Below are 15,884 nucleotides of genomic sequence, written 5' to 3' on the forward strand. Positions count from 1 at the left end.
ACACGCGCATCCCCCGACCCCCCCCCCCCCACTCTCCCCCCCCCCCCCCCCCCCCCCCCCCCCCCCCCCCCCCCCCCCCCCCCCCCCCCCCCCCCCCCCCCCCCCCCCCCCCCGGTGCGAGCCCCGTAGGTCAGCGGGCACCGAGGTGGAAGCCGGCCGCCCACTCCTTCTCGCTCTCGGTGGCGCAGCTCGAGGTGTAGGTGGGGCCGGTGTACGCGGGCTTGGTGGCGGGCACCCCGGCGAAGGAGGAGCAGTTCGAGGAGGCAGCGGCGTGGCCACCCTTGAAGCCCTCGATGTCGACCCCGTCGTTGGCCAGCGCGGCACCGGCCCCGCCCAGCAGGATGCCGGCGGCCAGGACGGACGCGGTGACAGCAGAACGAATACGCATGACTCTCCTAAGGATTACGTGTGGACAACGCGCAGTCGATGTATGCACGCGCCAGCCGGTCCAACTGCCCGAGGGCACTGCGGGGAACGGCGGTTAACTCCAATGCCCGAAGCCGTATCGTTTCGACACTCTGCGCCCTCACCGTGCGCCCCCTGACGAGACACCCCGACCTGTCGGGGCCGTCTCGGGGATGTCGCACGCCCCCTTCCGGGCCGGCATGGAGGCCGTCGCCGGCACCTTGCCCCACGACGGCCCGGTCATCCGGTCCGCAGTTCTACCTGTCACGACGGCCTCTGTCCCTGAGCCCCGCGCAGGTCACGCCGAATCCGGTAGCAAGGCCTGTATCCGGTCTCTACAGTCGCCACATGGCCACCGAGGACGGGAGCCCAAGTCCGCCCGACTCAGCGTGATGCTCAAAGAGCAAACCAGTGCCTGCAAGGCAGCACGCGACGCCATCGCCGCTGGCGGCGAGGTGATGCTCTTCGACGGACGGCCGCCACAGTGGATGGTCTTCGGCATCGCTGCGTCAAGGCTGAGATGGTCGTTGAAGATCGGACTGACGACCCTCGGCCTCGACGAGAGCGTTGAGATCCTCCGCGCTCGGGCCCGCGACGAGCAGTTGCGTACCGGCAACATCGTCGCAGCAGACCGATCTTGGTTCTTCACCCTGTACTTCGACGCCACCGGGACCGAGCTCCTGGCATGCAGCGGTGTCAAGAACGAGCGTCCCCCGAGCAGGAACGCTCAGAAGCTCCAGCTGTAGAGGCCGCCACCCGTGCTCACCGCAGACGCTGCAAGCCGGGCGACCCCCTGCAAGACCGCCAGTAGATCATCGTCGGTCATTCGACGGAACTCGCGTTGGCAAGCGCCCGGGTCAACCGCTGCGGCAGAGTGAACACCTCAACGCCATCGTTCAAGGGTGCAGTGACCCACTCCGGCCACGGCCGCCATGCATAGATCCGCTCAAGAGGCGGGGCCTCGGCCGAAGGCTCCTCGAAGTAGAGTAATTGGCAAGAGTTGTGGACGATGAGAGCGGCTGAGGCGGCGGACGCAGTGGCGGGGATGTGTTCGGGCAGTCGCAAATCCCGAAATGCGGGATGGTAGCCCAGTCGCTGGTGACCAACAGCAAGTTGCGCCACCATATGTAGCCCGTGTGGTCCGCCGACGTCGCCGGAGCTTCGGACGCGCCGGTGATCGCGCGCCATCGGGCCCGGATGGCGAGCATCCGTCGGGCGCCCTCGTGGACGATCTCGTCGAGCAGTTCACGGTCCGTCAGGACAGGTTGCGGCGGCGTGCGACGGGGCTGAGGAGCAGGACGACCGGCGGGAGCAGTGCCGTGGCGCAAATTGCCCAGAGCGCGGTGCGCGGGTCGGCGGCCGTCGCGAGTACGCCTGCGGTCAGGGCTCCGAGGGGCTGGACGCCCCAAGAGACGAACCGGACCGTGGCCATCACGCGGGAGAGCAGCTCCGGCGGGGAATCGGTCTGCCGGTGGGTGCGGGTGGTGATCGAGCCGATGACGATGCCGAGCCCGAAGCCGAAGCTGCCCAGGGCGAACCAGTACACGTTGCCGGTGTCCGTGGTCAGCGGTACCAGGAACAGGAACAGCACGGTGGTCACCGTGCTCGCGAGCAGCGCGCGAGCGGTCCCGAGCCGCCGGGAGAACCAGGGGGCCAGGGCCGCGCCGGCCAGCGCCCCGAGGCCGTCCGCCGCGATGACGAGGCCGAGCAGGGCGGGCGGCAGTCCCGCCTCGCGGACCAGGTAGAGCGGAGTGAGCGCGGCGAGGCCCGCGCAGACGAAGTTGGCGGCGGTGGCCCACAGCATGCAGGGCAGCATCACGGGATGCCGGGTGACGTACCGCCAGCCCTCGGCGATCAGCCGTGCCGTGCTCTCTTTCGGCCGCTCAGTCGGCCGGGTGGCGGGCAGGGTGCGCAGTACCAGCGCGGAGGTCAGGTAGCTGGCGGCGTCGGCGAGCAGTGCGCCGACCGGTCCGGCCGCCTGGATCAGGAGCCCGCCTGCCGAGGGGCCTGCGGTCTGGGTGACCGCGTGCGTTCCCGACATCAGGCTGTTGCGGGCGGTGAGTTGCCCGGACGGGACGACGGCCGGCAGGAAGGTCGAGTTGGCTATGTCGTAGAGGACGGTGGCCGCGCCGGTGACGAGGGCGGCGAGGAGGAGGTGGGGGTAGCCGAGGCTGCCGAGCCACCAGGCGAGCGGGATCGAGCCGAGTGCGGCGAACCGGGCGAGGTCGAGGGTGACTTGGAGGCTGCGGAGTTCGATGCGCTGGGCGACGACCCCGGCGGGAAGGCTGAGCAGCAGCCAGGAGATCTGTCCGGCCGCCGTCAGCAGGGTGACCTGCAGCGCGGTCGCGTCGAGGACGGTGAGCGCGATCAGGGGGAGGGCGATGACGGTGACCGCACTGCCGGTGTTGCTGACGGTGGAGGCGGCCCAGTAGCGCCAGAAGGCGGCGGAGGGGGAGAGGCGCGGGGCGGGGGCGGTTCCCGGCGGGGAGAGGGCGGGAGCGGAAGGGGAGGGCAACTCCGGAACTCCAGTCAGTTTCTTTTAGGAACTCACATCTTGTGGCAAGTTTCTATCGGAGACCGAAGGGGTGGCGCAAGGTGGACCCCTGGATTGGTGCCCCCGTAACGTGCGTGGCTGATGGCCAGAGCTGCCGGAGTGGCCTGCGGAGCACGCGATCGCGCGGGTCGGGCTCGCGGGGGACCCCGTACCTCCCGGCCGTCAGCATCAGGCCGGCCGAGGCGGTGCAGCGCGACTGCTTGAACATCCCGGCGGCGCCGAACTCGACCAGGGTCACTCTCCGTGCGTCAGCGCGCCGCGTTTGGCTACTGTGTGTCATGATCCGTTCGTCGCTCTCGCTTCCGAAAAGGGATGTCATGACCAAACGTCGCCCCACTCTCCTCGCCGCCGCCCTAGCGGTGGCCATCCCCGCTCTACTGACCGGTGCCACGCCGGCCTCTGCGGACGAACAGCGCAACCAGGACCTCGTCAATAGAATGGACGGAAGCCGACTCACCGTCAGCAGCACTGCTGATGGGACTCAGGTCTACTCGGCCCGCGGTACCGCACGGGACGCCAACGTTGGTGAGGCATGGGACTTCAACGGCACCTGGGACTCGGTTGCCCGCCTGTGGACTGGCACCCTGAGGACCACGTCCGGCGGTAAGTGCCTCCAGCCCGTGGACAACACACCCGCGCGCGGTGAGACCATCGTCATCCGCAGCTGCGACGACTCCGCCTTGCAGCGGTGGAGCCTGCGCGAGGAGACCCAAGGGGACGACGGTAACCGGTGGTGGGTCTGGCGTCCGGAAACGAACCTCGAAGTGGCCATGGCCGCCACCAACATCGAAACCGACTACGACCTCCTGCGTCTCGACTACTCCTACCCCTCCAGTGACAGGCTTGGGAGGCTCGGACCGAACAACTCTGCCTGGTGGTAGGCCCTGCCCACGGGGCTGACTGAAGCTGCCTCGAATGACCACCGGGAGGAGCCGAAGCGGGAGCGTCAGCAGCACGGATTCCGCTTCGGCTCCCCAAGTGGGTCTGTCAATCGAACGCTCTGGCTCACATTCGGTGGTGGCGGAGAGTCGTGAGGGTCATTTGCCCTCGTGTGAAGGATTTCAACGAGCTTGTGCAGACGGTGTTTTCGGGTCTGTCTCTGCTGGTCATAGAGGATGTGGTCGACGAGGGTGATCGGATCGTGGTGCGGGCTCGGACTCCGCAGGAGGTCGCGGTCTGTCCGGTGTGTGGGCGTCGGCGGGGCGGGTGCACGGCTACCACTGGCGGACAGTCGCCGACGTGCCGGTCGACGGGGCGGCGGGTGGTGGTCCGTGTGCGGGTGCGGTGCTTGGTGTGCCCTACGCTCGGCTGCCGTCATGCTTTCCGCGAGCAGGTGCCTGGGGTGTTGGAGCGTTACCAGCGACGCACCGCTCGTCTGACCAGGCAGGTCAAGACTGTCGTCAAAGAGCTACTGTAACGCCTCATCCCGCCACTCCTCGTCCCGGCGGTCGAATCCGTGCGGCGCCGGGGTGCACAGGGCTTCGATCACCGTCTTAAGGGCTTCCTTGGGGAGGTCCTCGCTCATCGCGAGGTCCCGCCACAACGGGTACGTACGGGCATTGACCATCCTCGGATCCCCCCTCCCACGCCTGACCCGGCGTCACCGCCCGGTCGTCATCCGTCCAACGGCCGTACGGCGCACCCGGGCCCGAGTGGGGCGCGATCCGCGAAGTCGCCTCCCCCCTGCGCAGCGCCAGGTCCCTGGTCGGCACTCGTTCCCGATGCGGGTGGGATGGCAACTGATTACTGAGGTTGAAGGGGGGCGTAGAGGCTGACGGGCTGACCACGGGTGATCGTTGCGGTACGTCGGTTTTACGTGCCTTGACGGGTGCCCCCGCACCCGACGCTTGCGGCGTCGAGCGCGGGGGCAGGGGTTCCGGCAAGCCGGATGTCAGTCGGCTATGAAGTCCCGCGCCTCGTCAGGGATGTTGTCGGCGGGCTCCCCGAAGGGCTGGGCCTTGAGGTCGTCGGCGGTGGTCTCCAACTCCTCGACGAACATCCGTACCCCGGCCCCGCCCGGGTACTCGCCGCTGACGCGGGTGTCGACGTCGAACTTCAGGCCGCCCTGGCCGCCGACCGCATCGCCGTCCTTGCGGATCGCGATGACCTCGTGGGTGGCTGCCCACAACGCCCCGGAGGAGCGCGGCGGGGTGTTCAGGCTCCAGGTCTTGGTCTCCTGCTGAAGCTGGGTGACGCCGTAGCGGCTGCTGTACCCGAGCTCCGTGGTGACGCTGGTCTCCACGGAGGCGGAGAACGCCTTCAGCTGGATGCCGGCCGACGCGGTCACCGTGACGCTGGTACGACGGCTGAACTCCTCGCTCCGCTCGGTCGAGACGCCCGTGGTGATGGCCTGGGAGTCGTTCTGCTCGACCGTGCCGTTCTGGTTGTTGCGGAACATCTTCAACGTGTAGTTGACCCGCCGCTCCAGCGTGTAGAAGGGCGAGTTGAGCGCCTGCCACTCAGCCGTCTTGTTCGGGTCCTTGATGACGGTGGCGGGCACCGTCACCGCCCGGTCGGTGATCTGGGCGATCGGGTCTGGCTCCCGGTGGGAGGTGAGGACCGGCACCTGCGGCGGGGTGCGCTTGACGACCAGGGCGGGCAGGTCGAGCACCCACACGGTGCGGCTCGGCTTGACGCCGTACTGGTTGCCGGCGACGAAGGCGTCCAGGTCGAGGATGAGCCGCTCGAGGCTGTCCGAGGGATACCCGGGCGCCTGCACCCGCCACACCGACACGTCCGCGTCGGCACCCGACCCGCGGTCGTCCCATATCGACGATCCGATCGCGGCTTCCCGTACGTACCGCCGTCCGCCGAACTCCTTGCGGACGCAGGCGTACGAGGCGGGGTTCGGCTTGTCCCAGGACCCCTGGAAGACGTCGCCGAGGGCCACGTACCCTTCCGGCGGGACCGGCCGCCACACCGACCCGTCGGCGTTCGCCCCCGAGCCCTTGTCCTTCCATATGAGCTGGAAGTCGACCGGGGCCTTGAGCATCTCGTCCGAGCTGTTCGCGCCCCGGGCGATCAGCGCGGTGGTCTGGTTGTCGATGCTCCCGTAGCCCGAACGGCCGACTTGGGCCAGGATCCGCCAGCCTGCCAGCCAGTCGAAGATGTTCATCTGGGGGCTGAAGAACGCTCCGTCCCGGTCCGCCCCGGACCCCCGGTCGTCCCACACCCAGCCGAAGCGGGACGTGACGGCGAGGTCGATTGCCCCGTAGCGTGCGCTTTCTGCCATGAGAACCCTCCATTGTGGTGGTCTGTCCTCTGCCGCCCCGACACTAGGCGGCGCCGTCAGCCCATCGAGCACTACTTCTTGCTTCTGTCCGATTACGAACAGTCATCGGACCGGAACGGCAACCTTGCGGAGGGAGCCCGGCCCCTGCCCGGCTGCGAGGCCGTTCCGTGTAGCTCTCGGGCGTTGCGCCCGTAGTCCACACTGGGAGGAGGCGAAAGGGCGATGAGCATTGCCAGTCTTGCCCAGCGCCACGGGCCCTGGGCTGTTGATGCGGTCCTGGCCCTGGCCGAAGACCGCCCGCACCGATACGAACTCGTGGGTGAGTCGCTCGTGATGTCCCCTACTCCCGGCCCGCGTCACCAGCGGGCCAGCTTCCGTCTCCACGGCGCGCTCGATGCCGCGGCCCAGGCCGTCGGCGCCGCGGTGGAGGTATTGGAGGCGATCAACGTGATCCTGCCGTCCGGGCTGGTCGTTCCGGACATCGTCGTCGCGGACGCGGACGCGGGCGCCACCGCCGAGGACGGCGTCAGCGTCGACGCGGAAGCGGTCCAGCTGATCGTCGAGCTCGTTTCACCCGGCAACAAGACCATGGACCGCAAGTTCAACCGATGATGTACGCCGAGGCCGGCATTCAGCACTACTGGCGTCTCGAGTTCGACCCTGCCCCGCGCCTGATCGTCAGCGAGCTCGCCGACGGACGGTACATCGAGCAGACGATCGCCCTCCCTGGTGCGACAACCCGCGTCGAAGCCCCGTTCGTCTTCGAGATCGACCCGGCCGGGCTCACCGAGCCCAAGCGGCGCAAGCCGCCGCCCGCCGCAGGACCTCCGGTGAGCGCCGCCGCCAGGCCACCCATCCGGCCAAGACCGTGCCCGAGCTGGTCGCCACTGCCCCGTCGCAGGTGTTCACCTGGGACATCACCAAGCTCGCCGGCCCGATCAAGGGAGTCTGGTATCACGCCTACGTCGTCATCGACATCTTCAGCCGCTACGTCGTCGGCCACACCGTCGAAGGAGCCGAATCGGCGGAGCGGGCCGAAGAGCTGATCCGGGAGACCATCGAGCGCAACGGGCTGATACCCGAGACCGTGCACGCGGATCGCGGCACCTCGATGACCTCGAAGAAGGTCTCGCAGCTGCTGATCGACCTCGGCGTCACCAGAAGCCATTCCAGGCCGAAGGTCTCCAACGGCAATCCCTTCAGCGAAAGCCAGTTCAAGACCACGAAGTACGCCGCCGATTACCCTGACCGGTTCCACTCCCTGGCCCACGCCGGGGAGTGGTTCGACGCGTTCACACGTACTACAACCACAGAGTGATGTGCCCCAGCAGCGGCATTCCCACCGCCGCCATTCACCTCCACAGACTTCACGAACTTGGGATCGGGGTGGACCGCAGCATCTCCGGTCCGCAGGGTCTGACACCAACCCGGCGCATCGCAGCTCGCGCCGGTCGCGGAACAGCGCCGAGGCTCCTAGCGTGGACTTAGGGTCCACTGAAGAGGAGCCTGAGATGATTTTCATTCTTCTCGCGAGCCATACTGCGGACAACTGCCCGCTGGCAAACGCGACGACGCGCTATCTGATACTGAAGACCGCTCCGAAGTTTCCGTACCTTGCTCAGAGCGCAGACGTCGAGCTCGTGGCCGGCCCCTACGTCAACCGTGAGCACACGGTAGTGGTGGTCATGCGGTCCGACAAAGCTGAGAATGTCGACCGCTTCCTCCACGAGTCCCATCTCGACCAGTGGAACACCACCCGTGTGATCCCGTCGCTGACGATGGATGAAGGCCTCCTTGAGATCCAGGCGTCGACACCGATTTTCTAGAGGATTCGACTCGTGCTTCAGCTGGAGCGATACCTCCCTGAAGACACCGCTCCGTGTGGCTAGGCCACTGGTTTCGGGGATCAGGCACACATTTCGTGAGGGCGATCAACGCCGTTCCGCCTCGGTGACGTCCCGTCATCTGGGACCGTGGTGCGGTGTGATGACCTCATAGCGGTGCTGTTTCCGCACTTCAGCGCGGTGCTGGTGGAGCGGGTGTTCCTTGAGTACGGGACGGCACGGGTCTCGGCCAGGACGCGGAGCCGTGGTGTGCCGTGCCCGGATTGCTCGGTTCGGTCGAGCCGGGTGCACAGCACCTATGAGCGGCGGCTGGCCGATACGGCGGTCAGCCGGTGCTGGTCGAGCTGACCGTGCGCCGGCTCTACTGCGAGATCACTGGCTGTCGGCGGCGCACGTCCGTCGAACAGGTCGAGGGGCTGACCGTCCCGTGTGGCAGACGGACACCGGGGTCGCGTCGGATTCTGGAAGCGGTGGCCGTCGCTCTCGCGGGCCGGGCAGGTAGCCGATTTGCCGGGGTGCTTGGCAGCGTGGTCAGCAGGACAACCCTGTTACGGCTGGTGATGGCCCTGCCTGACCCAGCACTGGCCGGAGCCGCGAGTGTTGGGACGGTCGACCACGAGGAGCGGTTGTGGCGCCGGGTCTACCCGCCGATCGGCCGGGAGGGCCTGCCTCCGGTGGCGTTCGTGTTCGCGGACACCACCGAGGCGAAGGTCGACGACACGGTCGCCGTGCTGGAGGAGGCCGGCCGCCGGTACTGGGCGCCGCGCCGGTACGACACCTTCGAGCGGGGGATCACCGCACGGGGCTACGGCCAGGCGGTGCCCGTCGTCGTGACCACCCTGGAGCAGCTCCAGGAGCACGGCGCCGACGGGCCGGTGTGGCGGCGGCTGGGACGGAGGGGCGAGCAGACGCTGACGGCCGCACTCGACAACCCCGACGGCGACGCCCTCTACCGCGCCCAGATGGCCCGCGCCGACGAGAGTGCGGCGCAGCGCCGGGCCGCCGAGCGGGAAGCGCGGCGGCCGGTGTGTACGCGGTGCGGAAGGAAGTTCACCGACGAGCGCTGGGAGGAGACCACCGCGCGCGGCGGCGCCCGGACGACCGGAGACCTGACCGTGTGCGGCACCTGCCACGCCGACGACGTCGCCCGCGAACAGGCCGCCCGCCTCCAGGCCGCAGCGCCGCCCCTCGAGGACGACCGGGAGCCGGCCCGGCCCAGCCGCGGCCTCTTCCGCGGCCGCAGCTGACCGCCACGCACGGCGGGCAAGCCCATGGGGAGCCTGGGCAAGCCACCCCGCGCACCGGCTATCCCCACTCCCTGGGATCGGGGCGGGCGGCGTCATCGGTCACCGCGTCCCGGCGAGACTGCCGACCCGGTTGACCTGTGACAGCGAAGACGGGCCGTTTGCCATCGAACTTGGACTGATGGCTGTTTGTGCCACTGAAGATGGACCGCCGCAGGTCAGTGAGGTGACGGTCGGCACAGGCACAGGTCAGCGGATGGTCAGTACAGCTTGTTCACGGCGGTCCGCAAGGTGTTCTTCCATTCGGTGACCGGCGGGTCCCCCCAGTAGCTCTGCCACATGTTCAGGGTGACAGTGTCTCCGTCGCGGCCGACGCCCCAGAGGTAGTTGTAGTGCGGGCGGTCGGACGCTTCGGCGTCGAAGGTGTACATCCCGTGCAACGTCGCCCCTTCCTCCACGTCGAGTACGCCGTGGTCGTAACCGGTGGCGGTCACCCCGGGTTCCTGCGGGCGGTTCGCACACTCGGCGTAGCTCTTGCGGGTCTCTTCCGCGAAGGTGATGGCTTCCGCTTCGGTGGCGAAGACCACCACCTTCTGCTCGGCGTAGGCGGTCTCCGCGGTGCTGAAGTCCCGGTGCCAGACGTTCACCTCGGGCATGCCTTCCGGCCAGTTCGCCAGACACTCGTGAGACCTGCCCCAGCCCCGCGCGACCGGTGCAGCGCGCCACGACTCGGTCTTGGGCAGGTCGGAGATGTACAAGGTCCCCGGCCGAGGCCGCCACTGGTCGGCGCTCGCCGCCGGCCCAGATGCCACTGCTACCGCCACCACCGCGGCCCCCATTGCGATACCGGTCCCGCGCATTCGCCCTCGTACCCCCATGATGTGTTCCTTCCCCCGAAGTGTTCCGATCGCTTGCCGACCCTTTGCCGGGCGGCGACTGCACTGGATTCCAGAGTGGGGCGACAGCGTCTCCTGAGCCGGGGCCTTCGGTAGCTGTGACCTAAAAGACCGTTCACACTGGCCGAAAGCGACGAACTGGTTCAGGGAGGAGGTCACTGCTCCTGCGAGCAGGGGCTCCAGTCGCACAAGGACTTGTGGCTCACTTCCCTGACTGGATCGGAGCCAACGGGCGTACAGCGGCGATTGGCCGACCAAGCCCGACCGCGTGCTGACGGGCCTGGGGAGACGAGGCCGCGGGAGCCGTCGAGGACACCTCCTGCAGAACATGCCAGCGACGCTCACGTACGGCACGCTCCGAGAGCGGGTCGGCTCGGGTACGTCCGCGACCACGTCGACCGTTCGCAACCCCAACGGCCGTGTTTCTACAGGGAATATGCTTCTCGGATGCACTCCACGACGGATCGAGTCACAGGGTACGCAGAGATTCTGGAGAGGGTGGGCAACAACCCCTACACGCGCATGGCCATGTCGCGTCGGTCCATCGCGTATGCCACCGATCGTGCGGTCGCCTGGTTCACTCCAACCCCATGGGCATCCCTGGTCTCCCTCAACGGCAACACGGACGCCGCCGAAGAGCTGTTCATGCGGCTCTACCGGGCAGGTTCGATTCCGGCCGGTGCCTGGCTGAGGGTGCCGCTGCCCGCACACCGCTTTCACGGCATCCCGGGAGTCCGCCTGCGGGAGGAGTGGCAGTTCCGCTGGATGGACGGCGCGCCCTCGCAGCAGAAGCGGGAGGCTGATGTGTTCCGCATCCCAACGGCCGAGTACGACGAGCTGGAGGAATTGCTACGGGAAGGGAACCCGGACACCGTGGTCCGCGCCCGGGGACATGGCATCCACGGATGGTACGGCATCCGGGATGCCGGCAGGCTGGTGGCCTGCGGCGCGGACCGGAGCCTGGGCGGGGTCGGCTACCTGGCGGCGATCACCGTGCGCCCGGAGTGCCGCCGCGAGGGGTTGGGCACCGCTCTCACGGCCGCCATGGCGCGAGGGTTGCACTCCTCCACAGGGGCTGTCGCGCTCGGTGTCAACATCGCCAACCACGGCGCCATCGAGCTGTACGAGCGGCTCGGCTTCCGCGAGTACGTCGAGCTCGCGACGTTCGAGCTCACCACGCTCGAGGTCGCGAGCGGGGAAGGCCGCCGCCCTCAGTCGGGGTCGACGGGCTGAGCGGGAAGCCAGCGCTCGTTGCCGAGCTGCCACCTCTCGCGTTGCTCCGGGGAGGCGTGGCGCTCCAGCCACTCCCACAGACTCTGGATGTTGAGGCCGACCTCGCTGGCGAGCGGAATGAACTGGTGCTGGAAGGAAGCGGCGTACCACCAGTAGAAGGTGTCGCCGAACAGCCGAGGAACGTACCTCACCGCAATGGTGTCGTGCTCGATCGCCAGCCACAGCCGCTCGAAGAAGTGCACGACCAGCCTCAGGTCGTGAGCCGTCTGAGGGCCGAGCTCCTGTTCGAGTTCCAGGTACGTGCGCCCCTGATGCCGCCTGACCGCCGCGCCCGCTCTGTAGCGGGCCGCCAGTAATTCGGTGCCGTGCAGTTCGCGGTGCATCTCGAACGCCCGCGCCAAGCGGTCGTGCCGGACGGTGGAGAACCACGTCATCCCTCCGCCCACCAGGATCCCGAGCACCGTAGTCAATCCGCCGATGAAGAATTCCACCCGTCTCCCCCTCCGGAACGGTCCGCCTGCTGCGCAGATCGTCCTTGATGCGGGATCGCCGGACAAGGGAAACAGCTGCCCCGTGCGGCCGCGCCGGGCGAAGAGGCCTGGTGGCCGTCGCCCGGGTCCGGTTCCCCGTCCGGGCGTCGCTGACGGGACGCGCGCCGGGGCGTGCGCCTGCGCGCCTCCACACGCTCCTGCGGGAGGGATGGCCGACGGGACGGCGCCCGCCGACCATGAGCTTCGTCCGCTCGGCGTACGCCGCGCATCACCGACGCATCGGGGGAACGATGGGACGACGCTGGCTGGTCACGGGTTGTTCCTCCGGCCTGGGCCAGGCCGTGGCCGTGGCCGCGGCCAGGGCGGGGGACGATCTGGCCGTCACCGCACGCGATACCGCCGACTTGGAGGAACTCGCCGCCGCCTGGCCGGGCCGCATCGTGCCGGTGCCGCTTGAGCTGCGGGACGCCGCCTCCTGCGCCGAAGCCGTACGTACCGCCGCCGACCGCCTCGGGGGCATCGACGTACTCGTCAACAACGCCGGCGTCGGGCTGTTCGGTGCGGTCGAGGAGGTCTCCGACTCCGAACTGCGCGAGCAGTTGGAGACCCTGGTCGTGGGTCCGTGGCGGCTTACCCGTCTGGTCCTGCCGCTGATGCGTGCCCAGGGCCACGGTCACATCCTCAACGTTTCCTCCATCGTCGGGCGCATGGCCTTTCCGGGACTTGCCGCCTACGGCGCCGGGAAGCACGCCCTGGAAGGCATGAGCCAAGCCCTGGCGGTCGAGGCCGCGCCCCACAACATCCGCGTCACCGTCCTGGAGCCCGGCATGTTCGCCACCCGCTACGGCGCCTCCATGACCGAGACCCGTCACCGGATTCCCGCCTACGACGTCACGAACCGGGAGATGCTCGAAGGAGCCCGCGGCCTCGCGGACAACCCCGGGACCGGACGCCCCGAGGACTTCGCGGCGCGGGTCCTGGACATCATCGCCTCCGACACCGCCACACCCCTGCGGATCCCCATCGGCGACGACGCCTACGGATACCTGGACGAGGCCGAACGGGCCTACCTCGCGGAATTCGCCGCCGCCCGGATCATCACGCAGGGCCCGACTGTACCGTGATGGGCCATCAGACGACGGCGCCCCCTGGGCGCCGACCGGTGGCCGGCGGTTCCACGCTGGCGTTCCCGCCTGGCGGCGCCAAGTGAGGCATCACGAGGGGCCGTCGCGGAGCCGCCGGCCGGTCTGGCGGCCATCGGTGTCCGGGTGTCGTCGACGACACCTTCCATCGCGACTGAACACCACGGCGGCTGTGGCGATCAGGCGTCTGGTGGTGCAAACAGTGTCTGGACGGTTTTGGTGGCCAGGTCGCGCAGCCAGGTGTGGGCGGGGTCGTCGTCGTAGCGCTGGTGCCACAGCAAGTACAAGGGGACATCGGGCAACGGCAGTGGCAGCGCCAGAGTGGTCAGGCCGAGTTGCTCCCGGGCCGCGCGGGTGACCGCGCCGGAAGGGTCACCACCAGGTCGCTGCCGAGGGCGAGTTGCAGCGCAAAGGCGGCCGTGGGCCCCGCGGCGACGACGCGCCGATCGAGGCCGCGCTCGGCCAGGGCTTTGTCGATGGGGTCGCGCAGGCTTCCGCGCCGCGAAACGGTGAGGTGTTCGGCAGCCGCGTAGTTCTCAAGGCTCATCGGGATTTCGATGAGCGGGTGGCCTGGACGGACGGCGACGACCAGCCGGTCCCTGCTGACGAGGCGGTGGCGGATGTCGGGAAGTGTCGCCTTGGTGGCCTCTGCGTCCGGGGTGGAGAACTCGGGCACGAGATCCGCGACGCCCGCGTCGAGGTCCAGCGCACCGGAGTCGACGAGCTGCATCACCAGTGTGGCGGGGTAGATCTTGGCGACGGAGCCGCCCAGGAACACCGAGTCGGTCGTGGCCTCGACTCCGGTACCCCGTGCAGTACTCCGCCGGCCAGCTCGTGGATCTCACCGTCCTTGAGTACCGCGAGGGTCGCGCGTCCGCCGTCTACCAGGCGTACTCGAACCCACTCGGCGGGACCTGAAGCACCGGGACGGCTGCGCAGATGCGCGGCAGATCACCGGGCGTGGCACAACGGCGCCGACGCCAGGGCCGCCGACCCTTGTGGCTGTCGCTGGGTCACACGGTGCAAGCAGACGAAAGGCGGCTGGTCAGGGACGTCTGTCGGCAACCCTGTCGTGGGGGGAGCGGGGTGCTGCCGCACTCGGGGAGCGGGCACCTGGAGCCCCCGAGGCGGGCGGCTTGTGGGCATCACACCCCGCTCGGCAGGTGAGCGTGGGCTGTAAGTATCGGATTCACATGATGACCTGACAAATACTCAATTGAGCGTAATTTACTGCATCATGTCTAGATGCCTCAGACATGATGCGCTGTCATATTCCTGCCAGATTGCCCCGTTCATCTCGTTGTACCCATCAGGGGAAGGCAGGAAAATGGGCAGGTTACGGTACGGAACCACGGCGTCGGCCATCGCGCTGGCCGCCCTGGGATCGCTCGCGGCCGCGGGAGGCACGGCTCACGCGGAAGCGGGTCAGGACACCATCAGCATGCTGAAGCAGGAGAAGTCCCAGTGGTGCTGGGTCGCCTCAGGGCTGACCATCGCCAAGTTCCAAGGCTTCGGCTCCACACAGACGGACTTCTGCAACAGGGCCCAGCCCTACTACGGCTGCAACAACCAGCCCGCCACGCTCGACGACATGGCCCGGGGCTGGAGCAGCCTCGGCATGGCCCACACCGGCTCCGGCCTGAACAGCGCGGCCACGTTCAACCAGGTGTACACCGACGTCAAGGCGGCCCGGCCGATCGGTGCCCGCATCGGGTGGACGTCCGGGGGCGGCCACATGAACGTGGTGTACGGCTTCGACACCTCGAACAACACGATCGCTGTGGCCGACCCGTGGCCGGACACCACCACGTACACGTGGTGGAACTACAACGACTACGTGAGCAACAGCTCGTCCAAGTGGACTCACTCCCGCATCGGCATCTCCCGCTAAGGCAGGCGACATGCGCGACATGAACGGCACCAGTATGTCCAGCAAGCGGGTGGCCTCTCGCTTCTCCCGTCTGTCCGTCCTCATCGCAGTGAGTGCATCCGCGCTGCTGTCCGTCGTCGGTCCGACGCATGCGGCCCCGGCCAGGGACCCGCTCCCGGCCGACATCCCCGACTACCAGGCCGCCCTCGACGCCGTGAAGTCCACGAACGTCCGCAACGCCGTCTGCCGATTCCTACGCACTCCGGTGCCCACCGGCGACGTCGGCGAGCCGGTGCAGACGATCCCCGAAGCGGCCGAGCCCTGCCAGGGCCTCCCGGTCTTCACCATCAAGGACCCGGTGGCGCGGAACGAGATCACCCCCGGGTTCGTCGCAGGCACCGCCCAGCCACTGCCCACCGAGGCGATCAAGCTGACGCAACTGGTCTCCTCGCTGAGCACCACCGTCAACGGCCGCAGCGCTACCGTCATGCTCGCCCCCACCCAGGGCGGCGGCTGGCACCTGGCGGCCGTGCGCGACGGCGACAGCGACGCCACATACGCCGGCAAGGCCACCTTAGGCACGCTGGTCTTCACCGAACCGCAGATCCGCGGCTGGTACCAGCTCAAACTCAACACCGTCGAGCCACTCAACGACCAGGCCCGGCAAGGACTGGGCGGCCAGGCGTCGGTGTCGCTCGGCGAATACCAGAAATTGGTCAAGGCCCGCTACGCCGACAAGCTCCCCGGCTCGGAGTACGACACCAACGGCTACTCCAGCGGCTACGGCCTCCAGCACACGGAGGGCGACGCCTCGTCCTCCACCCTGCTCCTCGTGGGCGGTTCCGGCACGGCACTCGCCCTCGCGGGCGGAGCCGCCGTGCTCCGCCGGCGCCGGCGCGCAAGCATCCGCTGAGCCCGACCACCCCCGTACGCCCCTCCGCTCCGCCCCGGCAGCCAGCCGGGACGGAGCGAC

General features: G+C 68.6%; 15 protein-coding genes and 4 pseudogenes. 11 read left to right on the top strand and 8 right to left on the bottom strand.

Annotation, left to right across the window (positions count from 1 at the left end):
- Nucleotides 1-130 precede the first annotated feature (130 nt).
- Complete coding sequence (locus ACZ7GJ_RS36180) at nucleotides 131-388, bottom strand: hypothetical protein (protein WP_470757991.1); 258 nt, start codon at nucleotides 386-388, stop codon at nucleotides 131-133.
- A 409-nt stretch (nucleotides 389-797) separates the two neighbouring features.
- On the opposite strand from ACZ7GJ_RS36180, the gene ACZ7GJ_RS36185 reads away from it, so the two are divergent.
- Nucleotides 798-1,151, top strand: coding sequence for a hypothetical protein (locus tag ACZ7GJ_RS36185; protein ID WP_470757992.1), 354 nt, complete (start codon nucleotides 798-800; stop codon nucleotides 1,149-1,151).
- A gap of 509 nt (nucleotides 1,152-1,660) precedes the next feature.
- Here ACZ7GJ_RS36185 and ACZ7GJ_RS36190 read toward each other — a convergent pair.
- A complete protein-coding gene (locus ACZ7GJ_RS36190; protein ID WP_470757994.1) occupies nucleotides 1,661-2,920 on the bottom strand; it encodes an MFS transporter in 1,260 nt (419 codons plus the stop codon).
- 356 nt (nucleotides 2,921-3,276) lie between these two features.
- Here ACZ7GJ_RS36190 and ACZ7GJ_RS36195 point away from each other — a divergent pair, with 356 nt between their 5' ends.
- Nucleotides 3,277-3,840 carry an RICIN domain-containing protein gene (locus ACZ7GJ_RS36195; RefSeq protein ID WP_470757995.1) on the top strand — a complete coding sequence of 188 codons (564 nt, stop codon included), beginning with the start codon at nucleotides 3,277-3,279 and terminating at the stop codon, nucleotides 3,838-3,840.
- 170 nt (nucleotides 3,841-4,010) lie between these two features.
- Nucleotides 4,011-4,370 (top strand): annotated as a pseudogene (locus ACZ7GJ_RS36200) (transposase family protein); the annotation flags it as partial.
- Here the strand turns inward: ACZ7GJ_RS36200 and ACZ7GJ_RS36205 are convergent.
- Both ACZ7GJ_RS36205 and ACZ7GJ_RS36210 read right to left on the bottom strand, forming a co-directional pair.
- Complete coding sequence (locus tag ACZ7GJ_RS36205; RefSeq protein ID WP_470757997.1) at nucleotides 4,368-4,526, bottom strand: hypothetical protein; 159 nt, start codon at nucleotides 4,524-4,526, stop codon at nucleotides 4,368-4,370. The pseudogene ACZ7GJ_RS36200 and the gene ACZ7GJ_RS36205 sit on opposite strands and share 3 nt — an antisense overlap.
- A gap of 324 nt (nucleotides 4,527-4,850) precedes the next feature.
- A complete protein-coding gene (locus tag ACZ7GJ_RS36210) occupies nucleotides 4,851-6,191 on the bottom strand; it encodes a Vps62-related protein (RefSeq protein ID WP_470757999.1) in 1,341 nt (446 codons plus the stop codon).
- A 222-nt stretch (nucleotides 6,192-6,413) separates the two neighbouring features.
- Here ACZ7GJ_RS36210 and ACZ7GJ_RS36215 point away from each other — a divergent pair, with 222 nt between their 5' ends.
- The 4 genes and pseudogenes from ACZ7GJ_RS36215 (at nucleotide 6,414) to ACZ7GJ_RS36230 (ending at nucleotide 9,282) form a co-directional block, all read left to right on the top strand.
- The gene (locus ACZ7GJ_RS36215; RefSeq protein WP_470758001.1) at nucleotides 6,414-6,803 is read left to right on the top strand and encodes a Uma2 family endonuclease; all 390 of its coding nucleotides are present in this window, start codon (nucleotides 6,414-6,416) and stop codon (nucleotides 6,801-6,803) included.
- 214 nt (nucleotides 6,804-7,017) lie between these two features.
- Nucleotides 7,018-7,464, top strand: a pseudogene (locus ACZ7GJ_RS36220) (transposase); the annotation flags it as partial.
- 238 nt (nucleotides 7,465-7,702) lie between these two features.
- Nucleotides 7,703-8,017, top strand: a complete 315-nt coding sequence (locus tag ACZ7GJ_RS36225; RefSeq protein ID WP_470758003.1) for a hypothetical protein — start codon at nucleotides 7,703-7,705, stop codon at nucleotides 8,015-8,017.
- 578 nt (nucleotides 8,018-8,595) lie between these two features.
- Complete coding sequence (locus tag ACZ7GJ_RS36230; RefSeq protein ID WP_470758004.1) at nucleotides 8,596-9,282, top strand: hypothetical protein; 687 nt, start codon at nucleotides 8,596-8,598, stop codon at nucleotides 9,280-9,282.
- A gap of 257 nt (nucleotides 9,283-9,539) precedes the next feature.
- Here ACZ7GJ_RS36230 and ACZ7GJ_RS36235 read toward each other — a convergent pair whose 3' ends face one another.
- Entirely contained in the window at nucleotides 9,540-9,935 is a 396-nt protein-coding gene (locus tag ACZ7GJ_RS36235; RefSeq protein WP_407835199.1) for a hypothetical protein, read from the bottom strand.
- Between the two features lie 687 nt (nucleotides 9,936-10,622).
- On the opposite strand from ACZ7GJ_RS36235, the gene ACZ7GJ_RS36240 reads away from it, so the two are divergent.
- Entirely contained in the window at nucleotides 10,623-11,408 is a 786-nt protein-coding gene (locus ACZ7GJ_RS36240; RefSeq protein ID WP_470758006.1) for a GNAT family N-acetyltransferase, read from the top strand.
- On the opposite strand, the gene ACZ7GJ_RS36245 is transcribed toward ACZ7GJ_RS36240, so the two are convergent.
- On the bottom strand, nucleotides 11,387-11,899 hold the full coding sequence (locus ACZ7GJ_RS36245) for a hypothetical protein (protein WP_470758008.1): 513 nt from the start codon (nucleotides 11,897-11,899) through the stop codon (nucleotides 11,387-11,389). The genes ACZ7GJ_RS36240 and ACZ7GJ_RS36245 overlap by 22 nt on opposite strands.
- A 290-nt stretch (nucleotides 11,900-12,189) precedes the next feature.
- Here ACZ7GJ_RS36245 and ACZ7GJ_RS36250 point away from each other — a divergent pair, with 290 nt between their 5' ends.
- The gene (locus tag ACZ7GJ_RS36250) at nucleotides 12,190-13,023 is read left to right on the top strand and encodes an SDR family oxidoreductase (protein WP_470758010.1); all 834 of its coding nucleotides are present in this window, start codon (nucleotides 12,190-12,192) and stop codon (nucleotides 13,021-13,023) included.
- Nucleotides 13,024-13,220: 197 nt separating this feature from the next.
- Here ACZ7GJ_RS36250 and ACZ7GJ_RS36255 read toward each other — a convergent pair.
- Together ACZ7GJ_RS36255 and ACZ7GJ_RS36260 are read right to left on the bottom strand one after the other, a co-directional pair.
- Nucleotides 13,221-13,744 (bottom strand): annotated as a pseudogene (locus tag ACZ7GJ_RS36255) (LysR substrate-binding domain-containing protein); the annotation flags it as partial.
- A 3-nt stretch (nucleotides 13,745-13,747) separates the two neighbouring features.
- A pseudogene (locus ACZ7GJ_RS36260) lies at nucleotides 13,748-13,819 on the bottom strand (hypothetical protein); the annotation flags it as partial.
- 549 nt (nucleotides 13,820-14,368) lie between these two features.
- On the opposite strand from ACZ7GJ_RS36260, the gene ACZ7GJ_RS36265 reads away from it, so the two are divergent.
- Both ACZ7GJ_RS36265 and ACZ7GJ_RS36270 read left to right on the top strand, forming a co-directional pair.
- Entirely contained in the window at nucleotides 14,369-14,932 is a 564-nt protein-coding gene (locus ACZ7GJ_RS36265; protein WP_470758011.1) for a papain-like cysteine protease family protein, read from the top strand.
- Nucleotides 14,933-14,942: 10 nt separating this feature from the next.
- Nucleotides 14,943-15,824: a hypothetical protein gene (locus ACZ7GJ_RS36270; protein WP_470758013.1), complete on the top strand. Its 882-nt coding sequence runs from the start codon at nucleotides 14,943-14,945 to the stop codon at nucleotides 15,822-15,824.
- Nucleotides 15,825-15,884 lie beyond the last annotated feature (60 nt).

It is taken from the genome of Streptomyces sp. NPDC037242, assembly GCF_055604165.1.

Excerpts from the sequence above, each read along its gene's own strand:
- ACZ7GJ_RS36235 (WP_407835199.1), bottom strand. The coding sequence starts at position 9,935 with ATGCCCGAGGTGAACGTCTGGCACCGGGACTTCAGCACCGCGGAGACC.
- ACZ7GJ_RS36240 (WP_470758006.1), top strand. The coding sequence starts at position 10,623 with ATGCACTCCACGACGGATCGAGTCACAGGGTACGCAGAGATTCTGGAG.
- ACZ7GJ_RS36180 (WP_470757991.1), bottom strand. The coding sequence starts at position 388 with ATGCGTATTCGTTCTGCTGTCACCGCGTCCGTCCTGGCCGCCGGCATC.
- ACZ7GJ_RS36210 (WP_470757999.1), bottom strand. The coding sequence starts at position 6,191 with ATGGCAGAAAGCGCACGCTACGGGGCAATCGACCTCGCCGTCACGTCC.
- ACZ7GJ_RS36185 (WP_470757992.1), top strand. The coding sequence starts at position 798 with ATGCTCAAAGAGCAAACCAGTGCCTGCAAGGCAGCACGCGACGCCATC.
- ACZ7GJ_RS36225 (WP_470758003.1), top strand. The coding sequence starts at position 7,703 with ATGATTTTCATTCTTCTCGCGAGCCATACTGCGGACAACTGCCCGCTG.
- ACZ7GJ_RS36215 (WP_470758001.1), top strand. The coding sequence starts at position 6,414 with ATGAGCATTGCCAGTCTTGCCCAGCGCCACGGGCCCTGGGCTGTTGAT.
- ACZ7GJ_RS36230 (WP_470758004.1), top strand. The coding sequence starts at position 8,596 with ATGGCCCTGCCTGACCCAGCACTGGCCGGAGCCGCGAGTGTTGGGACG.
- ACZ7GJ_RS36195 (WP_470757995.1), top strand. The coding sequence starts at position 3,277 with ATGACCAAACGTCGCCCCACTCTCCTCGCCGCCGCCCTAGCGGTGGCC.
- ACZ7GJ_RS36250 (WP_470758010.1), top strand. The coding sequence starts at position 12,190 with ATGGGACGACGCTGGCTGGTCACGGGTTGTTCCTCCGGCCTGGGCCAG.
- ACZ7GJ_RS36265 (WP_470758011.1), top strand. The coding sequence starts at position 14,369 with ATGGGCAGGTTACGGTACGGAACCACGGCGTCGGCCATCGCGCTGGCC.
- ACZ7GJ_RS36205 (WP_470757997.1), bottom strand. The coding sequence starts at position 4,526 with ATGGTCAATGCCCGTACGTACCCGTTGTGGCGGGACCTCGCGATGAGC.
- ACZ7GJ_RS36270 (WP_470758013.1), top strand. The coding sequence starts at position 14,943 with ATGCGCGACATGAACGGCACCAGTATGTCCAGCAAGCGGGTGGCCTCT.